The 19,765-nt window shown below is 64.4% G+C and carries 14 protein-coding genes; 9 read left to right on the top strand and 5 right to left on the bottom strand.

The window, feature by feature from the left end:
• Position 1: 1 nt before the first annotated feature.
• The gene (locus ACFQ3C_RS14425) at positions 2-5,545 is read right to left on the bottom strand and encodes an alpha-2-macroglobulin family protein (RefSeq protein ID WP_380793192.1); all 5,544 of its coding nucleotides are present in this window, start codon (positions 5,543-5,545) and stop codon (positions 2-4) included.
• 157 nt (positions 5,546-5,702) lie between these two features.
• On the opposite strand from ACFQ3C_RS14425, the gene ACFQ3C_RS14420 reads away from it, so the two are divergent.
• A complete protein-coding gene (locus tag ACFQ3C_RS14420) occupies positions 5,703-7,958 on the top strand; it encodes a response regulator (RefSeq protein ID WP_380793190.1) in 2,256 nt (751 codons plus the stop codon).
• Between the two features lie 9 nt (positions 7,959-7,967).
• Here ACFQ3C_RS14420 and yaaA read toward each other — a convergent pair whose 3' ends face one another.
• The 3 genes from yaaA to ACFQ3C_RS14405 form a co-directional block, all read right to left on the bottom strand.
• A complete protein-coding gene (gene yaaA / locus ACFQ3C_RS14415) occupies positions 7,968-8,744 on the bottom strand; it encodes a peroxide stress protein YaaA (RefSeq protein WP_380793188.1) in 777 nt (258 codons plus the stop codon).
• A 33-nt stretch (positions 8,745-8,777) separates the two neighbouring features.
• Positions 8,778-10,817, bottom strand: a complete 2,040-nt coding sequence (gene recQ / locus ACFQ3C_RS14410) for a DNA helicase RecQ (protein ID WP_380793186.1) — start codon at positions 10,815-10,817, stop codon at positions 8,778-8,780.
• A gap of 114 nt (positions 10,818-10,931) precedes the next feature.
• Entirely contained in the window at positions 10,932-11,216 is a 285-nt protein-coding gene (locus ACFQ3C_RS14405; RefSeq protein ID WP_380793184.1) for a YggT family protein, read from the bottom strand.
• 143 nt (positions 11,217-11,359) lie between these two features.
• Here ACFQ3C_RS14405 and ACFQ3C_RS14400 point away from each other — a divergent pair, with 143 nt between their 5' ends.
• From ACFQ3C_RS14400 to ACFQ3C_RS14365, 8 genes are all read left to right on the top strand, one after another.
• Positions 11,360-11,911, top strand: coding sequence for an acyl-CoA thioesterase (locus tag ACFQ3C_RS14400; RefSeq protein WP_380793181.1), 552 nt, complete (start codon positions 11,360-11,362; stop codon positions 11,909-11,911).
• A 105-nt stretch (positions 11,912-12,016) separates the two neighbouring features.
• Complete coding sequence (locus ACFQ3C_RS14395; RefSeq protein WP_380793179.1) at positions 12,017-13,357, top strand: MFS transporter; 1,341 nt, start codon at positions 12,017-12,019, stop codon at positions 13,355-13,357.
• Positions 13,336-14,217: a penicillin-insensitive murein endopeptidase gene (gene mepA / locus ACFQ3C_RS14390; RefSeq protein ID WP_380793177.1), complete on the top strand. Its 882-nt coding sequence runs from the start codon at positions 13,336-13,338 to the stop codon at positions 14,215-14,217. Before ACFQ3C_RS14395 ends, mepA begins: the two co-directional genes overlap by 22 nt.
• On the top strand, positions 14,190-15,146 hold the full coding sequence (locus tag ACFQ3C_RS14385) for an esterase-like activity of phytase family protein (RefSeq protein ID WP_380793175.1): 957 nt from the start codon (positions 14,190-14,192) through the stop codon (positions 15,144-15,146). The genes mepA and ACFQ3C_RS14385 overlap by 28 nt, the downstream gene beginning before the upstream one ends.
• A gap of 72 nt (positions 15,147-15,218) precedes the next feature.
• The gene (locus ACFQ3C_RS14380; RefSeq protein WP_380793173.1) at positions 15,219-15,842 is read left to right on the top strand and encodes a queuosine precursor transporter; all 624 of its coding nucleotides are present in this window, start codon (positions 15,219-15,221) and stop codon (positions 15,840-15,842) included.
• A gap of 295 nt (positions 15,843-16,137) precedes the next feature.
• The gene (gene arfB / locus ACFQ3C_RS14375; RefSeq protein ID WP_380793358.1) at positions 16,138-16,560 is read left to right on the top strand and encodes an alternative ribosome rescue aminoacyl-tRNA hydrolase ArfB; all 423 of its coding nucleotides are present in this window, start codon (positions 16,138-16,140) and stop codon (positions 16,558-16,560) included.
• Positions 16,561-16,695: 135 nt separating this feature from the next.
• Positions 16,696-17,790, top strand: coding sequence for a carboxynorspermidine decarboxylase (locus ACFQ3C_RS14370; RefSeq protein WP_380793356.1), 1,095 nt, complete (start codon positions 16,696-16,698; stop codon positions 17,788-17,790).
• A gap of 59 nt (positions 17,791-17,849) precedes the next feature.
• On the top strand, positions 17,850-19,088 hold the full coding sequence (locus tag ACFQ3C_RS14365; RefSeq protein WP_380793170.1) for a saccharopine dehydrogenase family protein: 1,239 nt from the start codon (positions 17,850-17,852) through the stop codon (positions 19,086-19,088).
• A gap of 9 nt (positions 19,089-19,097) precedes the next feature.
• Here the strand turns inward: ACFQ3C_RS14365 and ACFQ3C_RS14360 are convergent, their stop codons facing one another.
• Positions 19,098-19,763, bottom strand: coding sequence for an ATP-binding cassette domain-containing protein (locus tag ACFQ3C_RS14360; protein WP_380793166.1), 666 nt, complete (start codon positions 19,761-19,763; stop codon positions 19,098-19,100).
• Between the last annotated feature and the right edge of the window lie 2 nt (positions 19,764-19,765).

Here is a 19,765-nt window from a genome sequence, read left to right as displayed (position 1 = left end):
GTCATTCCGTCACCACGACCCGACCGGATGCCGTCGTGGCCCTGTATTCGGGGCGATACATGTCCTCGACCAACGCGGCCGGATGATGAAAGGCCCCTGGCGAAGTTGCGCGCAGCACATAGGCCAGGGTGAAAGGCTCGTCCGATTGCCAGTCCACGGCCGCCAGGAAACGATCCGCGCGGAATTCGGCATGTTCCGCATTGGCAGGGTCCAGCCAGTCCAGTGCAGCGATATCGCCCGCGCGCATCAGGTTGGGGTTGTCGATCTCGAACCCGGCGGGCAGGGCATCGTTGATCATCAGCCGCGCACCCCCGCCGTTGGCAGGCGTCACGGTCAGCACCGCGACCATGCGCGTGCCCGCCTGCACCGCCGCTGGCGACAGCGGCGCGCCTTCCATGCTGTAGTAATCGCGGCTGATCCGGTAGCCATAGCCGCTGGCCTGGGTCGGGCCTGCCGGGATGCCGAAGGTGGTCAGTGTCACCTCTGTCGGCGCCGTGGTTGCGTTACGCAGACTGATGGGGGCCAACGCCAGGTCAGCCGCAGAGGCCCGCAGGACGGGCCCGGCGACGGGCAGGCCGTTCACCTCAAGCCCGGACACGCCGGGGTCGCGCACCAGGGCATGTGCGGCCAGCAGCGACCATGCGGCTTCCTGCGTCGAGAAGGGCCGGTTTGCCGCCGCGATGCGTTGACCCAGCGTGGTGGCGTCCACCGCCGTGCTGCCTGCCTCGATCGCCAGGGCCAGCACGCCTGCGGCATCGCGCAGGCTGCTGCCGTAATCGGCACGCCATTCCGCGGTTTCGGTTGTGCCGGCGGCCGCGATCATGCGCCCGGCCTGGGCAAACAGCCGGTCCGCGCGCGTCTGATCCCCATAGGACGAGAGCGCGGCGCCCAATTGTGCAACGGCAAGCGGCGTGGCCAGCGCGCCGGCTTTCTGGTCGGCATAATAGCGCAGATCACCCATGTTGGCGGCGCCTTCGCGGGCCAGAACCATCAGTGCATAGGCGATGTCCTCGCCGCCGCTGTCGAAATCCGGGGCATAGTTGATGCGGTTACGCAGGTTGTCCAAAGCCGCGCCAAACGCCTTTTCGGGCAGGGGGTGCCCGGCTGTGCGGGCGCGCGACAGCAGATCGGTCACATAGGCATCCAGCCAGAAATCCCCGGACCCCGCCTGCCACAAACCGAAGGCCCCGTTCGCCGATTGGCGGGTCAGAATACGATCGAGCGCCTGATCAATACGGGTGCGAATGTTTTCCTGATCGGTCAGGCCGAGGGCCTGTGCCATGCTGCCCAAGGCCAGAAGCGGCAGGGTCTGGCTTGCGATCTGTTCTGTGCAGCCATAGGGGTAGCGGTCCAGCATCGCCAGCAATGCGGGCGCATTGAAGCGCGCCAGTGGTCCCGCCGTCAGCGTCAGCGCACCCGTGCCGGCACGCAGCCCGTCAAGGGTGGATGCGGCAAGGTCAAGCGCCTCGCCGGGCGCAAGTGTCAGGCGCGCGGTTGCCGATATTTCCGGATCATTGGCGCGCACCGGCAAGACCAGGGTTTTCAGCAATTGCCGCCCGTCCGGGTTGGTCAGGGCGATCCGCAGGCGGTGATCGCCCGGCACGTCGGCCCCGATCGGAATGGACAGGGTTTGTTTTTCACCCGCAGCCAGCGTCACGCCTGACGGAATGCTCGTGTTGTCCAGAAGGACGCCATCGGCGGTGATGTCCAGACCCATGCGGCCGGCAGGCCCGTCGGCATGCGTGATCTCCAGCAGCAGGCGGCTGTCATCGCCTGGGGCCAGAAAGCGCGGCAGGCTGGCCGTCACGACCACGGGATCGCGCACCAGAACATCCGCTTCGGCCTGTCCCACGCCGCTTGGTGACCAGGCCACCGCCATCAACCGCACCGTGCCGTTGAAGGCGGGCAGATCGAAGCCGACCACCGCGCGCCCATCAGGCCCAATGGTCACGGGGCCGCTGAAGAAAGCCAGAAGGTCCTCGGTAGGCGGCGGCGATTGCAGGCGTATCTGCGCGCCCGCATCCCCGCCCGATCGCACCTGTCCCATCGCGCCGTTCATGCCGTCGATCAATCGGCCGTAAAGATCGCGCAACTCCATCCCCAGGCGACGCTGCCCGAAGTAATGCGCCGAGGGGTCAGGACTTTGAAAACCTGTCAGGTTGAGGATACCCAGATCGACAGCCGCCAGCGTGACATGGGTGGTTTCACCGGGCATGACCCCTTCGACCTTGATCACGGTATCCAGCCGCGCGCGCGGGTCGGCGGCCGCGGGGGCGTCGATGCTGACTTTCAGGTGCCGCGCGCCGGGATCGACCCCGGCATGGGCCAGCCCCAGGGCGCGGGCCGGCATCTGCCCTGCTGCCACATCCATCGGGCGGATGACCGTCGCGCTGACATAGGCGCCTGCGCCCCAGTCGTCGGTCACGGCAAGCGGGATCAGGTTTTCACCCTCATCCACCGCGATTGTCTGCATCTGGATCAGGCGGTTCGACATGACCGCGATGCTGGCGATACCTGCATGGCGCGGCACGATCCGCAGGATGGCCGTATCGCCGCTGCGATAGCTGGGCCGGTCAAGCGTCAGGTCCAACAGATCGGGCGTTGTCGCCGTGTCGGCCGGTGCATACCATCCGGCGTCGAAACCGATGGACGAGGCGGCATAGGCGCCTTGCCGCGTCTCCACGACCAGTTCGTAGCGACCCCAGTCCACCGGGGTTGAAACCTCCAGCGGGTCATCGCCCAGAACCGCCTCGCCGCTGGCGACGCGGGTGCGGGTGGTGATCGGCTCCCATTGCCAGTCACCGAACTGCTGATACCACTGATACCGGGTCTCGACCCGGTTCACGGTCCAGCGCAGGGACAGCGGCGCGGGCGCAAGATCGGGTGTCAGGCCGATCAGGCGAAAGGCTGCCTCTGTTCCTTCGGCCAGGGTGCCGTCGAACATCGGGCGGATGCCGATCATCGGACCGTCGGGTGCAAGGGCGCGGCGCAGCTGCCGCTCTACGGGGCGGTTCGCGTCCTCGCTGATCCGCAGCGTGATTTGCGCCTCAAGCGGGCTGCCGGCCGCCTGTATCTCCGGCAGGGTGAGGGGCAGGGATGTCCGCCCGGCAGCATCGGTGCGCGCAGGCTCAAGCGACCGGATGCGGGGGCTGACAGGATCGTCATGTCGCCCGAAACGGTAGAGCGGGACGCCCTCAAGACGGTCCGTTCCGCGTAACAGAACTTCGCCCTCTACCGCCAGATCGGCGCCAGGAGCGCCGAACAGGTAGCGCGCCTGCACCGTCAGGGGCGGCGTGTCGCCGCTACGGATCGGCCCATCGGGCAGGGACAGCTCGAAATCGATGCGCTCGGGCAGGAAATCCTCGACCAGCAGGTTGCGGCTTGCCAGGGGGGCTGCCTCTGTATCGGCCTTGATATCCAGACGCCATGTGCCGCGCGGCACGGCATCGCCCAGGGGCAGCGCAAAGACATGCCCGCCCGCTGCATCGTTGCTGGACAGGAGCCTTGCATATTCGACGCCATCAGGCCGTATCAGTATGGCGGTGATGGGCAGGCCGGGGATGGCAGCAGCGGTGTCGTCGCGTGCCAGGACCGTGGCATGGATCACCTCGCCCACGCGGTAGGCGCCACGGTCGGTGGCCAGAAACACATCGATCGGCGGGCTTGGCGGGCGGCCCTGCACGCCGCGATCCGACAGATCGAAGGCGGGGTCGGTCAGCGACAGGAAGGTCATATCCTCGGGGATATCCGTCTCTGACGCCTGCTCGCTGCCTGCACCTGTGCGCGCGCCGTGGCGCACCACGACCAGCGCGGGTGCCGCCGATCCGGTGCCTCGCGTCAGGCCGGGGGCAAAGCGCAGATAGCCTTGGGCGTCGGTCTGCCCTTCCGCGATCACGGCATTGGCCCGGCTCAGCAGGCTGACCGCGGCCCCTTCCAGCGCGCCCGCATCGGACAGGCGGCGCACGACCACATGCAGGCCATCGTTGCCCAGCATGGTCGAGACACCCAGATCCGACAGCACGAACCATTGGGTGGCGCCGGGATCCTCGTAGGGATCGGCGCCGGGGATATGCGCGGTCAGCGCATAGATCCCCGCAGGCATTCCGGCCAGCACATCGCCCAGCGGCAGGCGCGTCGTCATGTCCTGGTTCAGGCTGTTCCGGGTGCTGCCGCTTCCGGTCCAGACATTTTCGGCGATGTCTGTGGCAAAGCCACGCGCCTGCCATTCGGGCAGGGTCGCGCCGAAATAGTTGTCCTGCATGGCGCGCAGCAGGTTGCGGTCGCTGACGCGCCGCAATGTCAGGTCGATCCGGTCCAGATTGACCGTCTGCACCGGCAGCGCCGCATCCGCGCTGCGCGCCAGCACATAGGCACGTCCGGGAAAGACGATGCCGGGGCTGCGGTCGCGCACGTAAAGCGTCTGTTCGACATCGCGCATCAGGGTCTCGCCGCTGGCTGCGGGCAGGCCCGACCGCAACACGATCCGGTAGCGCGCGCCATGACGCAGGCCATCGACGCAAAGCTGCCTGTCCTCGGCGACGACCGAAAGGGTGGCGTATGGAAGACCAAGGAAAGGGGTATAATCCTGCCCGGCCTTGATCAGCGGCTCCGAGAATTCCACGCAAATACGCGGTGCCGCCGTATCGCTTTGCACGCTGTTGCCGGTCACGCGGAACCCGTATTTGCCAACTGCCTCTTCCAGTGCCGCCGCCATGTCGGCACGTGGTGCGATCGCCTGTGCCAGCCGCAGGGCGGGGATCATGTCGTGACCGCGCCCGGCATCCTCAAGGCGTTGGGCGAGCACCTCAAGCGCGCTGGCCTGCGATCCGGCCTCCTGCGCCCGCAGATAGCCATTGATCGCGGCGCCTATGGCGCGCGCCTTCAGACGCTGCTGCTGGTCATAGGGCTGCGGGTTGATCCGCGCCAGAAGGCGGGCATATTCCACCCACAGATCTGATCGGTCGCTCAGGCTGATGGCTGCACCGATCCAATGCGCGGCATTGGCGTGATCGCCGGCATTCGCGCGCTCAAGCGCGGCTTGCAGCACCTGGTCCAGATCGAGATCCCCGGCGGGATGCAGAAAGCCGATTTCCATCGCAAGGTCGCGCGCGCTTTCCAGCGTTGTGCGATCCAGAAAGGTCAGATCAGCCCCACGCGCGACCGAGGTTTCCAGCAGCTGCGGATCGGTGCGGCGCAATTCGGCCGATATGGCCCCGGCGAAGGGGCTGCGCGCGGCAATCACCGATTTCGGAAAACAGGCCCTGGACCGGCTGTTGAAGGTGAAGGCCCGACAGGCGGGATCTGCCAGGCAAATGGTGCGGCAGGCGCTGATGGTGGTGTCAAACAGCGGTTGCAGATCGCCGCCGGGAAAATCCATGTCCTGCGTGACGACAAATCCTGCGTCCGGCAACAGGTCCTGAGTGTGAGCCTGAGCCTGGGCCTGCCCCGGCAGGTTGCCGGCCAGGACGGACAGCCCCAACCCAAGACAAAACCCAAGGAAACGGCCAAGGCCAGGACCACGAGACAGGGCTGTCAGGCGTTGCATGGGCGATCCTCCTCTTTGGTGGCATGGTGCATGGCACTGTTGCATGGCGCAAGGATTCCTGCGCCGCATCAGGTCTGTGTTTACCGGGAATTCACCTTGCTCTCCGATAGTGCCGGACGAACCGGAAACGCTGCCCCTGCATTCGGAAAGGTCAGGAATGAGCCTTGCCAACAAACTGGCTGAAGAACGGCGTGCGCGGCTTGCCGCGGAGCGTATGCTTGAGCTGAAGCAGGCCGAACTCTTTGCCGCCAATCGCAAGCTGGGTCGCCACGCGCAGGCGCTGTCCGAGGAAATCCACGAAACCCGTGCGCGTGTTCAGACCGTGCAGGATGAAAACCGGCGCGTGAAGTCGGATCTGTCGGCCGCGCACCAGAAGGTCGAGATTGCGGAACGCCGCCTGTGGCATTCGATCGAAACGATTCAGGACGGTTTTGCCTTCTTTGACCTCGACAACCGGATGATCGCCGCTAATCGCGCCTATCTGTCGGTGTTCGAAGACCTGGAGGAGGTGGGCCCCGGCATTACCTATCCGCGCATCCTGCAATTGCTGACCGAAGAGGGGATCGTCAACATCGGCACGCATGCCCCTGCCGAATGGCGCGCCATGATGCAGGCGCGATGGGACATGCCCGCGCCAGAGCCCACCGTGATCCGTTTGTGGAACAATGAATACATCAAGCTGATCGACCAGCGCGGCAAGGGTGGCGACGTGGTCAGCCTGGCGCTGAACATCACCGAAACGGTGCGCTACCAGAAGAAGTTGCGCCGTGCCCGCGAAAAGGCGGAAGCGGCCAACCGTGCGAAATCCGCGTTCCTCGCGAATATGAGCCATGAAATCCGCACGCCCATGAATGGTGTCGTCGGCATGGCGGACCTGCTGGGCGAGACCGCGCTGACCGAAGAGCAGCGTCTTTACGCCAACACAATCAAGACCTCGGGCGAGGCGCTTCTGGTCATCATCAACGATGTTCTGGATTACTCCAAGATCGAGGCGGAGCGGCTGACCTTGCATCCCGAACCATTCGATCTGGAACGCGCCATTCACGAGGTGATCCTGCTGCTTCAGCCCGCGGCGCGCCAGAAGGGTCTGGAACTGCTGGTCGATTATGATCTGTTCCTGCCGACCATGTTCACGGGCGATCCGGGGCGTATCCGCCAGGTTCTGACCAACCTGATCGGCAATGCGGTGAAATTCACCCTGTCAGGTCATGTGCTGATACGCGTCGTGGGGGTGCATGCCGAAGGCAGCGACCTGGGGCAGGTGCATGTGCTGATCGAAGACACCGGGATCGGCATATCAGCCGACAAGATCGAGCATGTCTTCGGCGAGTTCAACCAGGTCGAGGATGAGCGAAACCGCAGGTTCGAAGGGACCGGGCTGGGTCTGGCGATCTCGAAGCGGCTGATCGGCCTGATGGGCGGCAAGATCTGGGTGGATTCGGAAGAAGGGCGCGGCAGCGTTTTCGGTTTCCGTCTGGATCTGCCCGTTGTCGACAGCGCGCATGGCGATCCCGCGGCGGGTTCGGTGGCGCCGGGACACGGGGTGGCGCGCGCACTTGTCGTTGATCCGCTTGAGGTGAACCGCACCGTCCTGATGCGCCAGATGCAAGCCCTGGGCATCGAGGTTGTCGCCTGTGCCAGTGGTCAGGATGCGCTTGCCCTGCTGGCCGATGGGTTTGATCTGGTCCTGACAGAGCACAGCATGCCCGACATGGACGGGCTGGAACTGGCCGACGCCATGCGCGCGGCGGGATATGCCGCCCCGATCCTGCTGTTCACCTCCAACGCGGGCTTTGCGGAACAGGATCCCGCGCATGTCCTGTTGCATGCCATCCTGCAAAAACCTGTCCCGCGCCGTCACCTTTTCGCGGCGCTGGGCGGGTTGTACCCGCTGCCCGCCGAGACGGATCAGAAGCCTGCGGAAATGCCGGTGCCATCCGTGCCGAAGGCGGCCCCAACCGAACCTGATACAGACCCAAAGGCGCGGCTGATGCGGGTTCTGGCGGCGGAAGACAACCGGACGAACCAGTTGGTCCTGTCCAGAATGCTGCAGCACCTGCAGATCGATCTGCGCTTTGCCGCGAATGGCAAGGAGGCGGTCGAACTTCATCGCAGCTTCAAGCCCGACCTGATCTTCATGGATATCTCCATGCCCGAAATGGACGGAAAGGAAGCCACCGCGCAGCTGCGGGCCGAAGAAAAGGCCACGGGGACGGCACGGGTGCCTGTCATCGCGATGACGGCGCACGCGATGGAGGGTGACCGCGACATGATCCTTGCCGCCGGTCTGGACGACTACATGCCAAAACCGATGCGCAAGGCCGATCTGTTGGCGCGGATCGTGGCGCATTGCCCGCCAGGCGCCATCCCGCCGGAAGACATGCCGGAGCGGGTTCAGGATCTTTCCGCGTGATCCTGATCCTCAGGCGGCCTTTTCCGCCGCCACCGCGTCGCGCAGGAAAACCCAGCGATCCCCGTCGCTCAGGTCAGGGCGGAAGCCATAGCCGCCGGTGTCGAAATCCCGCAGCCCTTCGGCGCTTGTCAGGCGCCGCTGAATGATGAAGCGCGCCATCGCGCCGCGTGCCTTCTTGGCGTAGAAGCTGACGATCTTGGCCTCACCATTCTTTTCTTCAAGGAAAACGGGGGTGATGACCCGCAGCTTCAGCGCCGACAGGTCCACCGCGCCGAAATATTCCTGGCTGGCGCAATTCACCAGCGTGTCGGTGCCCAGAACCTCGGCCTGTGCATTCAACGCCTGCGCGATCCGGTCGCCCCAATAATCGTAAAGCGAGGCACCGCGCGGCGTCTTCAGCCGGCTGCCCATTTCCAGCCGGTAAGGCTGGATCGCGTCCAGCGGGCGCAGCACGCCGTAAAGGCCGGACAGGATACGCAGATGATCCTGGGCAAAGGCCATTTCATCGGCGTCCAGCGATCCGGCTTCAAGCCCCTGATAGGTGTCCCCGGCAAAGGCAAGGGCGGCAGGCTTTTCCTCCATCGTGCCGAAGTCGCGGAAGCGTTCGGCGTTGAGCTTGGCTAGGCTTTCGCTGATCCCCATCAGCTTTTGCAGATCCTTCACCGTCAGGTCGCGCGCAACCTTGGCCAGCGTGTCCGCATCGGCCGCAAAATCGGGCCGGCTCGGGGTCAGGTCCGCAACTGCGGTCATGTCCAGCTTCTTGGCGGGCGAGACGGTGATCAGCATTGTTTTCCCCTTTTCAGCAGTCTTGCGGGTGATCTAGCCCGCATCGCGCAGCACGTCCAGAAAAGCGGGGCCAAAACGTTCCGCGCGCTTGTCGCCCAGCAGGCGCTCCATCTCGCGGGCATCGCGCGGGCGCAGCTGCGCCACCTTGGCCAGCAGGGCGGCGGAACAGCTCAGCGGTTTGTCCACCCCGTCAGATCCCCGCGCCAGATCGGCTTGCGCGGCCAGCAAGCGGTCGTAAAGCGTGGCCTCTGACCGGCCCGCGATCTTGCGACGGGCCGGGTGCATCTGCTCTACCGATCCGGTGATCACCTCAAGGAAGGTGGCGCCATAGCTTTCCAGCTTTTTTGCACCCACCCCGCCGATCCGCGCCATCGCGTCCATCGTGGCGGGCCTGGTTTCGGCCATCTCGATCAGGGTCTTGTCGGTAAAGATCACATAGGCTGGCACGCGGGCGGTCTCGGCCAGGGCGCGCCGTTTGGCTTTCAGGGCAGACAGCAGCGGCGCATCCTCGTCCGACACAAGCGTTTTCACCGCCGGACGGCGGTCAGGCTTGGCCACTGAATCGCTGCGCAGGATGATCGACGCCTCATCGCGCAGGATGGGGCGGGCCACATCCGTCATCCGCAATGCACCATGGCGTTCGGGGTCGGGGCGGATCAGGTCATGCCCCATCATCTGCCGAAAGATCGCCTGCCATTGCGGTTTGGAGTAATCCTTGCCCACCCCGAAGGTCGGCAAGCCGTCATGGCCGCGTTCGCGCACCTTGTCGGTGGCGGTGCCGGTCAGGATGTCGATCAGATGTCCCGCGCCGAACCATTCGTCGGTACGCAGGATCGCCGAAAGGGCCTTGCGTACCGCCAGCGTACCGTCAAAGACGGCCGCCGGGGTGTCGCAGAGGTCACAATTACCGCAGGGGTCAGGCGTCTCGCCGAAATAGCGCAGCAAGGTCTGGCGGCGACATTCCAGTGCTTCGGCCAGCCCCAGCAAAGCGTTCAGCCGCGCATGATCGGCCATCCGCCGATCGGCTGGGGCCAGCCCCTCGTCGATCTGGCTGCGGCGCAGGCGGATGTCGTCAGGCCCATAGAGGGTCAGCGTTTCGGCGGGGGCGCCATCCCGCCCGGCGCGGCCGATTTCCTGGTAATAGGCCTCGATCGACTTGGGCAGGTCGGCATGGGCCACCCAGCGGATATCGGGCTTGTCGATCCCCATGCCGAAGGCGACTGTGGCCACGACGATCAGCCCGTCCTCCTGCTGGAAACGGGTTTCGGTCTGGCGCCGATCCTCGGCCTCCATTCCGCCGTGGTAATGGCAGGCGGCATGCCCCGCCTCGCGCAGGGCCTGGGCCAGTGTTTCGGTCTTGGCGCGGGTGCCGCAATAGACGATGCCTGATTGGCCCTTGCGCGCGGCGGCGAAGCTCAGGATCTGGCGGCGCGGGTTGTCCTTGGCGGCAAAGGCCAGGTGGATATTGGGCCGGTCGAACCCGCGCAGGAACTTTTGCGGCGCCTGCCCGTCGAACAGGCGCGCGATGATCTCGTCCTGGGTTTCGGCATCGGCCGTGGCGGTGAAGGCGGCCAGCGGCACGTCCAGGGCGCGGCGCAATTCACCGATGCGCAGGTAATCGGGGCGGAAGTCATGGCCCCACTGGCTGACGCAATGCGCCTCATCCACCGCGATCAGGCTGACACCGGCGCGTTTGAGCATCCCGAAAGACGAATGTGCCGCCAGCCGTTCCGGCGCGATATAAAGCAGCTTGAGGCGCTTTTCCTCCAGCGCCAGCCAGACGGCATCGGTTTCCTCGGGCGTATTGCCGGAAGTCAGCGCGCCCGCCTCGACCCCGGCCTCGCGCAGGGCGCGGACCTGATCCCGCATCAGGGCGATCAAGGGCGAGATCACGACCGTGACGCCTTCGCGCATCAGGGCGGGCAGTTGGAAGCACAGGGACTTGCCGCCGCCCGTGGGCATGATGGCCAGCACGTTGCGCCCCTGGGCCACGGCCTCCACGATCTCGGCCTGTCCCGGGCGGAAGGCGTCGAATCCGAAGATATCGCGCAGCAGCGGGACGGCGCTTTGCATGGGACCCCCTGTCGGTCTGTCTATATCTGCTCTTTTCCGACTAATCCCACACCATGGGTTGTTGGGCAAGAGGGCAGTAGACGCCAAAGACGCCGACAAGGCGGAAAGCGGGGATTATCCCAGAAGGATGGCGGGCAGGATGAAATCGCGCAGTGAAATGACCGCGATAAAGGCCACCAGCGGGGCCAGGTCCAGCGGTCTGGTATCGGGCAGCACACGCCGGATCGGGGTATAGATCGGTTCCAGCACGCGGTTCAGCCCGGTCCAGATCTGGCCGACAAGCTGCTGATGCAGGTTCAACACCTGAAAACTGATCAGCCAGCTCATGATGATATGGGCCAGCATGATGAAGAAGACCACATCCAGTATCAGGGCAAGGGTCTGGTAAATCGCAATCATTCGATCGGGTCCTTGGATTTGATTGCCCCACAGGTAAGCGCGGCGCGCCCCGGTGGCAAGGCCTGCCGCCATCCTGCCCCCACGTTCGCCTTGACGCAGGCGGCTGGCCCGCCAAGAAAAGCGGGCACATACAGGAGCATCCGATGTATCCCGTCTTTCGCCTTGCCGCCCAGTTCATCCGCTTTCGCAGCGCGCCCGCGCTGCCGCTGACCGGAACGCATGTTTCGCGTCACATGTGCCTGCCCTGGGACATCGACCCCTGGATGGAGCTGAACAACGGCCGCACCCTGACCCTCTATGATCTGGGGCGGCTGCCGCTGGTTCGGCGCGTCGGGCTGATCGGCGTGATGCGGCGCAATGGCTGGGGCCTGACCATGGCCGGGGCCATCGTGCGCTATCGTCGCCGCATCCGCCTGTTCGAGGTGGTCGAGATGCGCTCGCGCGCGCTATGCTGGGATGCGCGTTTCATCTATCTGGAACAGTCCATGTGGAAGGCGAATGGCGACTGCGCCAATCACATCGTCTATCGCGCGGCCCTGACCGATCGCAACGGGATCGTCGCGCCGGAAAAGATGGCGCGCGTCATCGCGGGGGACATCACGTCGCCGCCGATGCCCGGCTGGATCGCGGCCTGGGTCGCCGCCGAGGACCTGCGCCCCTGGCCACCCATGCAGGACAGTGCCCCCCTGGCATGAGCCCCTGACGAGGATTGACTTGCCACTGTCATGAATTGCTTGTCTTATCCGGCGCAATAGCCCGTCTGAGGGCGGACCCGGGGGGACGGCATGACAGCGATTTCCATGCGGCGACGCATCTGGGGCTGGTTCTTTTTCGACTGGGCCAGCCAACCCTACAACACGCTACTGATCACCTTCATCTTCGCGCCTTACGTCAAGGAACTGATGGGTGACGGCACTGCCGCGCAATCGGCATGGGGGTTCGGGATCGGGGCTGCGGGTTTCGTGATCGCGGTCCTGGCGCCTTTCCTGGGCGCCCTGGCCGACACATCGGGTAACCGGATGCGCTATATCTGGCTGTTTTCGGTCATGTATGTCATCGGCGCCTTCGGGCTGTGGTGGGCCGCACCGGATGATTTCAACCTGGTGCTGACGCTTGTGTTCTTCGCCATCGGCATGATCGGGATGGAGTTCGCGACCATCTTCACCAATTCCATGCTGCCGGATCTGGGCCCGCGCGACCAGATCGGCCGCATTTCCGGGAATGGCTGGGCCTTCGGCTATCTTGGCGGCATGGTCACGCTGATCATCATGCTGGCGCTCTTGGCCGAAAGCGCCACGACCGGCAAGACCTTCATCGGCATCGACCCGATCCTGGGGCTTGACGCCAGCCAGCGCGAGGGTACGCGCGCCGTCGGTCCCCTGACCGCGATCTGGTATATTGTCTTCATGATCCCGTTTTTCCTGTGGGTGCGCGATCCCAAACCCGTGCGCGCGGCGCCCGGCGCCGTGGCCCGCGCCCTGCGCGAGGTGGTGAGCACGGTGCGCGCCCTGCCGCAGACCCCCTCGCTTTTCGCCTATCTTGCCTCGTCCATGTTCTACCGTGACGCGCTGAACGGGATGTATGTCTTCGGTGGCATCTATGCGGCGGGCGTTCTGGAATGGTCCGTGGTGGATACGGGCGTCTTCGGGATCGTCGCCATCATTTCGGGCACGATCTTTGCCTGGATCGGGGGCAAGGCGGATGACCGGTTTGGCCCCATGCGGGTGATCCGCACCTGCATTCTTGTGCTGACCTTCGTGGCGATCTCGATCGTGTTCGTGTCGCGCGACAGCGTTTACGGCATCCCGGTCGAGGCCACGTCGAACCTGCCCGACATCACCTTCTACATCCTCGGCGCGCTGATCGGTGCGGCGGGGGGGGTCATCCAGGCGGCCAGCCGCACGATGATGGTGCGCCAGGCCAACCCCGCGCGCATGACCGAAGCCTTCGGGCTTTATGCGCTGGCGGGAAAGGCCACGTCCTTCATCGCGCCGCTGTCCATCGGCATCATGACGGCGGTGACGCAAAGCCAGCAGTTGGGCGTGACCCCGCTGATCGTGCTTTTCCTTCTGGGCCTTTTCTTGCTAGGTTGGGTGAAACCCGAAGGAGATGCAAAAGCATGGGCCGCTCGCGCCACCTGATCCTGACGATTGCCCTGTTTCTGAGTGTGGCGCTGGCAGACACGGCCGACGCGCAGGCCGCCAAGCAGCTGTTCGGCGCCCAAAGGACGCCGGCCGCAGCACAGCCCGCGCCCTTCGGTGGCTATGCGAAGGGCTGCATCGCCGGGGCGGTCGAATTGCCTGAAACCGGGCCGACTTGGCAGGCCATGCGCCTGTCGCGCAATCGCAACTGGGGCCATCCGGAAACGGTTGCCTTTCTCAAGGATCTGTCCGGCTTTGCCGCCCGACAGCCCGGCTGGAGCGGGCTTTACATCGGCGACATCAGCCAGCCGCGTGGCGGGCCGATGCTGACCGGGCACGCCAGCCATCAGATCGGACTGGACGCCGATATCTGGATGCTGCCGCCCCAGCGGCTGAACCTCAGCCGAAACGAGCGTGAGAACATCTCCTCGATCTCGCTGCGCCGCGCCGAAGGCGCCTATGTCAACGCCAGCTGGACACGCCAGCATCACGAGGTGATCAAGGCAGCCGCGTCTGATCCGCGCGTGGCACGGATCTTCGTCTTTCCCGGCGCCAAGGTGCAGATGTGCAAGGATGAGCGCGGCAACCGCGCCTATCTTCGCAAGATCCGGCCCTGGTATGGGCATCACTATCATTTCCATGTGCGTCTGAATTGTCCGCCCGGCGCGCGCGGCTGTCTGGACCAAGGCGCGCCACCGCCCGGTGATGGCTGCGACGAGGCGCAGGGCTGGGTGAACAACATCCTGAATCCACCCCCGGCCAAGCCACGTGATCCCAATGCGCCCAAGCCCAAGCCGCGCCGCGATCTGACCCTTGCCGATCTGCCCGATCAATGCGCCGCCGTCTTGCGCTTGCGCTAGGGGCGGTCGCGGGGCTCTGCATCGCGCTTGTTCTGACAACCGATGCCGGGCAGCCGGGGGCCGCGACCTATCTTGGCAGCACCCGCTGGACGATGGACGACCCGGCATTCGGCGGGTTTTCCGCGCTGGCGTTTGTCGATGACGGGCAGCGGTTCATCGCCTTGACCGACAAGGGGTACAGCGTCGCGGGCCGGATGACGCGGGATGCGACGGGCCGCATCACGGCCATCACGGCAGACCCACCCAGACCCTTGCGTGACGGCAGGGGCAATCCGCTGCGCCGTCTTGCTTCGGATTCCGAAGGTCTGGCCCTGGGTCCGCAAGGTGGGTTCCATGTCTCTTTCGAGGGTGAGCACCGGATCGTGCGCTATGCCGACAGGGATGCGGCGGCGATCCCTGTGCCCGGCCATGCAGATTTTTCGGGCATGCAGCTCAATTCCTCGCTCGAGGGGTTGGCCATGGATGCGCGCGGTCATCTGTTCACGCTGCCCGAAAGATCTGGCGCGCTGGATCGGCCCTTTCCGGTCTATCGCTACGACGGTCAAGGTTGGGACATTCCCTTCAGCCTGTCACGCAGCGATGGTTTCTTGCCGGTTGGCCTTGATTTCGGCCCTGATGGCTGGCTCTACGTGCTGGAACGCGCGCTGACCGGGCCGGGGTTCCGCAGCAGGGTGCGGCGGTTTGATGTGACGGGTGACCGGATCCAGGCCGAGGAGCTGCTTTTGCAGACCGGCACGGCGACGCATGACAATCTGGAAGGCATTGCCGTCTGGCAGGATGCGGCCGGGCGGATACGCCTCACGATGATCGCGGATGACAACTTCCGCTTCTTTCAGCGCACCGAGATCGTGGAATATGCCGTCGCCCCGCGCCTTGCCGACCTGCCCCGTCTCAGCCCGGCCCTTGCCAGCCCGGCCCACAGGCAGTAAACGGCGGCCTTCGATCCGTATCGCCCCCAACCGGGGCCAAGTCGCCGCAACCTTGTCAAAACGGGCACTGATATGAACCGCACCCATCTTCCCGGCATTCTTGCCATGGCCGCGATCGTCGTGGCCTCCAACATCCTTGTCCAGTTCCTGTTCGGCCAATGGCTGACCTGGGGGGCATTCACCTATCCGCTGGCCTTTCTTGTCACTGACGTGATGAACCGCGTCTATGGTCCGGGGCCTGCGCGTCGCGTGGTCTTTGCCGGGTTTGTGGTGGGGGTGATCTGCTCGCTTATCGGTACGCAGATCATGGGCGAATTCGGCCCGCTGGTCACCTTGCGTATCGCCATCGGCTCGGGTCTGGCCTTCCTGACGGCGCAGCTTCTGGATGTTGCGATCTTCGACCGCCTGCGCGAGGGCCGCTGGTGGCGCGCGCCGCTGGCTTCGACGCTGATCGGCTCGTCGGTCGATACCGCGCTGTTCTTCACCATCGCCTTTTCCGCCAGCCTGTCCTTCATCGAGCCGGCGAATGACGTGTCCTGGGCGGCTGAGGTTCTGCCGCTTCTGGGTGTGGGGCCGATGGTTCCGCTATGGGTATCCCTTGCCTTGGCCGACTGGCTGGTGAAGCTTTTGCTCGCTTTGGTGGCACTTGTGCCGTTCCGCATCATCGTGGGTGCACTTACAGGGCGCACCACATGATTTTGTTTTGACATCCTCCGAATCTGTGGCAACCTGAGGTCAGGCGAAACAATTGAAAGGAGGTGCTCTAGTGTCTAACGGGATATTGGAGAGAGGTGTCGGAACAGTTCGGGGGGCGCAGTCCTGAGGCAGCCCTCGGGGGATGCAGCATCCGAATTGGTGAGAGCCTAACCGGCCCCACCTCCGTGAATCTCAGAGGGCCATCCGCAAGGGTGGCCCTTTCTGTTTGCCGCTGCCATGGGCTATGGTCGGGCGGATCATCATTCTGGTCATCACTCTGGACGGGCAAGCCTGCATGCTGCGGATCAACGACGACATCGCGATCGAGGATTGGGAACTGACCGAACAGTTCATCCGCGCCAGCGGGCCGGGCGGGCAGAACGTCAACAAGGTGTCCTCGGCGGTCGAGCTGCGCTTCGAGGCCGAACGCTCGCCCAATTTGCCCCTGCCCGTGAAAAACCGCCTGCGGCGTCTGGCCGGGCGGCGCTGGACCAAGGATGGCGCCATCGTCTTGCAGGTGGATGAGACGCGCAGCCAGGTCCGCAATCGCGAGATCGCGCGCGACCGTCTGGCAGACCTGATCCGCGCCGCACTTGTCGCGCCCAAGCGGCGGGTTGCGACAAAGCCCACCTTCGGGTCGGTCAAGCGGCGCATCAAGGCCAAGAAGGTGCGCGGCGAGGTCAAGGCGATGCGCGGCAAGGTCGATGGCGAGGAGTGAACCGGGCATCACGGTCTTGCCGCTCGATATCGGTTTTTGCTTGATGCGGCGGACGATTGGCCCTATCCACCCGCTTCCTGTTTCGATACCCGCCCATCCTGTGTTGGGCCGCTATACTTGGGGGAAGGCACGATGCTGAACACGCCTTACTACCTGATCGACAAGGCACATCTGCTGCCCAACATGGAAAAGATCGCGCATCTGCGCGAGGTGTCCGGTGCGAAGGCGCTGCTGGCGCTCAAGTGCTTTGCCACCTGGTCGGTCTTCGACATGATGTCCGAATATATGGACGGCACCACGTCTTCCTCGCTGTTCGAGCTGAAGCTGGGGCGCGACAAGTTTCCCGGTGAAACGCATGCCTATTCCGTTGCCTGGGCCGATCATGAGATCGACGAGGTGCTGGCCAATTCGGACAAGGTGATCTTCAACACCGCAGGCCAGCTTGGCCGGTTCGAAGCGGTCAGCCGGGGGCACACGCGCGGTCTGCGGGTCAACCCCGGTGTATCCACCTCCAGCTTCGATCTGGCCGATCCCGCGCGCCCCTTCAGCCGGCTGGGTGAACATGACCCGGCGGTGATCGAACCCGTGCTGGACCAGATCAGCGGCTTCATGTTTCACAACAACTGCGAGAATGCGGATTTCGACCGTTTCGATGCGATGCTGGGCAGCATCGAGCAGCGCTTCGGTCATCTGATCCGCAAGATGGACTGGATTTCGCTTGGCGGCGGCATCCATTTCACCGGCGAGGGCTATCCGCTGGACCGTCTGGCGGAACGGCTGAAACGCTTTGCCGGTCAGAACGAGGTGCAGGTGTATCTGGAGCCTGGCGAGGCCGCGATCACCAAGTCGACAACGCTGGAATTGACGGTTCTCGACACGCTTTACAACGGCAAGAACCTTGCCATCGTCGACAGCTCGATCGAGGCGCATATGCTGGACCTGCTGATCTACCGCGAAAGCGCCAAGGTGGCCCCGAATGAGGGCCCCGAGGAATGGATGATCTGCGGCAAGTCCTGCCTGGCCGGTGACATCTTTGGCGAGTTCCGCTTTCCCAAGGCCCTCAAGGCCGGGGACCGGATCAGCGTCCAGGACGCGGCGGGTTACACGATGGTCAAGAAGAACTGGTTCAACGGCGTCAAGATGCCCGCCATCGCGATCCGCGAACTGGACGGCACCGAACGTCTGGTGCGCGACTTCGGCTATGACGAGTTCGTGTCTGCCCTGTCCTGATCACCGTGCCCTTGCGGGCGCATCCTTGCATTCAAACCAAGCGGAGGTCTGCTGATCCCATGAAACGCAACGTGCTTATCATCGGCGCCGGTGGCGTGGCCCAGGTCGTGGCGCATAAATGCGCGCAGAACAATGACGTGCTGGGGGATCTGCATATCGCCAGCCGCACTGTCGCGAAATGTCAGGCGATCCTGGATTCCGTGCATGAAAAAGGCGCGATGAAACAGCCGGGCGTCTTCAAGGCCCATGCGCTGGATGCGATGGACAGCGCCGCCGTGGCGCAGCTGATCCGCGACACAGGCGCCCGGATCGTGATCAATGTCGGCTCTCCCTTCGTGAACATGACCGTGCTGCAAGCCTGCATCGACACGGGTGCTGCCTATATGGACACCGCGATCCATGAAGATCCCGCCAAGATCTGCGAAACGCCGCCCTGGTATGGCAATTACGAATGGAAGCGGCGCGAAGCCTGCGAAAAGGCGGGGGTGACCGCCATCCTGGGGATCGGGTTCGATCCCGGTGTGGTCAACGCCTATGCGCGGCTGGCGGCGGATGACTACATGGATACCGTGACCTCGATCGACATCGTGGATATCAACGCAGGCTCGCACGGGCGCTGGTTCTCGACCAATTTCGACCCGGAGATCAACTTTCGCGAATTCACCGGAACGGTCTACAGCTGGCAGAATGGCGCATGGCAGACCAACACCATGTTCGAAGTGGGCCGCGAATGGGATCTGCCCGTCGTGGGCAAACAGAAAGCCTACATGACCGGCCATGACGAGGTGCATTCACTGGCGGCAAACTACCCCGACGCCGATGTGCGCTTCTGGATGGGTTTTGGCGACCATTACATCAACGTCTTCACCGTGCTGAAGAACCTTGGCCTGCTGTCCGAACAGCCCGTGAAAACCGCCGAAGGGCTTGAGGTGATCCCCCTCAAGGTCGTCAAGGCCGTACTGCCTGACCCGTCCAGCCTTGCGCCCGATTACGTGGGCAAGACCTGCATCGGTGATCTGGTGAAGGGCATCAAGGACGGCAAGGAAGTCGAAGTGTTCATCTACAACGTCGCCGACCACAAGGATGCCTATAACGAGGTGGGCAGTCAGGGCATTTCCTATACCGCGGGTGTGCCCCCGGTTGCCGCCGCGATGCTGATTGCGAATGGCACATGGGACATCGGCACGATGGTCAATGTCGAGGAACTGGATCCCAAACCCTTCCTGACCCTGCTGGATCAGATCGGCCTGCCCACCCGCGTCAAGGATGCGGCGGGCGACCGGCCGTGGAACGCCTGAAAATGATCATCAGGCAGGCTTCGCGGTCTGCCTGACCTCACCCAGGGGCGTGATCACCTTGCCTCCGGCAGCCAGCGCATCCTCCAGATCATGGGTCACAAGGATCGCGGGGATGGCTTCGGCGCGTATGCGGCCAAAGACAAAATCCCGCATCTGGCGGCGCAGGTCCGCATCCAGCCGTGAAAACGGTTCGTCCAGCAACAGCGCGCGCGGCGCGCTCAGCAGGCAGCGCATCAGGGCCACGCGGGCGCGTTGACCGCCCGATAACGTGGCCGGATCGCGGTTCGCGAAGCCGTCCAGCTCCGCCGCCTCCAGCGCCGCCGCGATACGCGCCTCGCGCGTGGCACGACCCTTGACCCAAGCGGGCAGGGCAAAGGCCAGGTTCTGGCCCACTGACAGATGTGGAAACAGCAGGTCATCCTGAAACAGCAGCCCGATCCGGCGTGCTTGCGGCCCCAGCCCGTTTAGGTCTTGCCCGTCCAGCGCCACCCGGCCCGTCACCGTGAACCCCGGATCGGGCTGTCCGATCAGTACCGACAGCAGCGTGGATTTGCCCGACCCGGATGGTCCCATCACGGTCAGGATCTCGCCGGGTGCGACATGCTCGTTCAGATCGACAAGCCGCCGGTCGTCCAGCGTGATCCTCAGGTGATCCAGATGCAGCCCCGTTGTCATAC

This window comes from Seohaeicola saemankumensis (assembly GCF_042678485.1).
GTDB classification, from domain to species: Bacteria; Pseudomonadota; Alphaproteobacteria; order Rhodobacterales; family Rhodobacteraceae; genus Seohaeicola; species Seohaeicola saemankumensis.
This window is presented reverse-complemented; position numbering and strand designations above follow the sequence as displayed.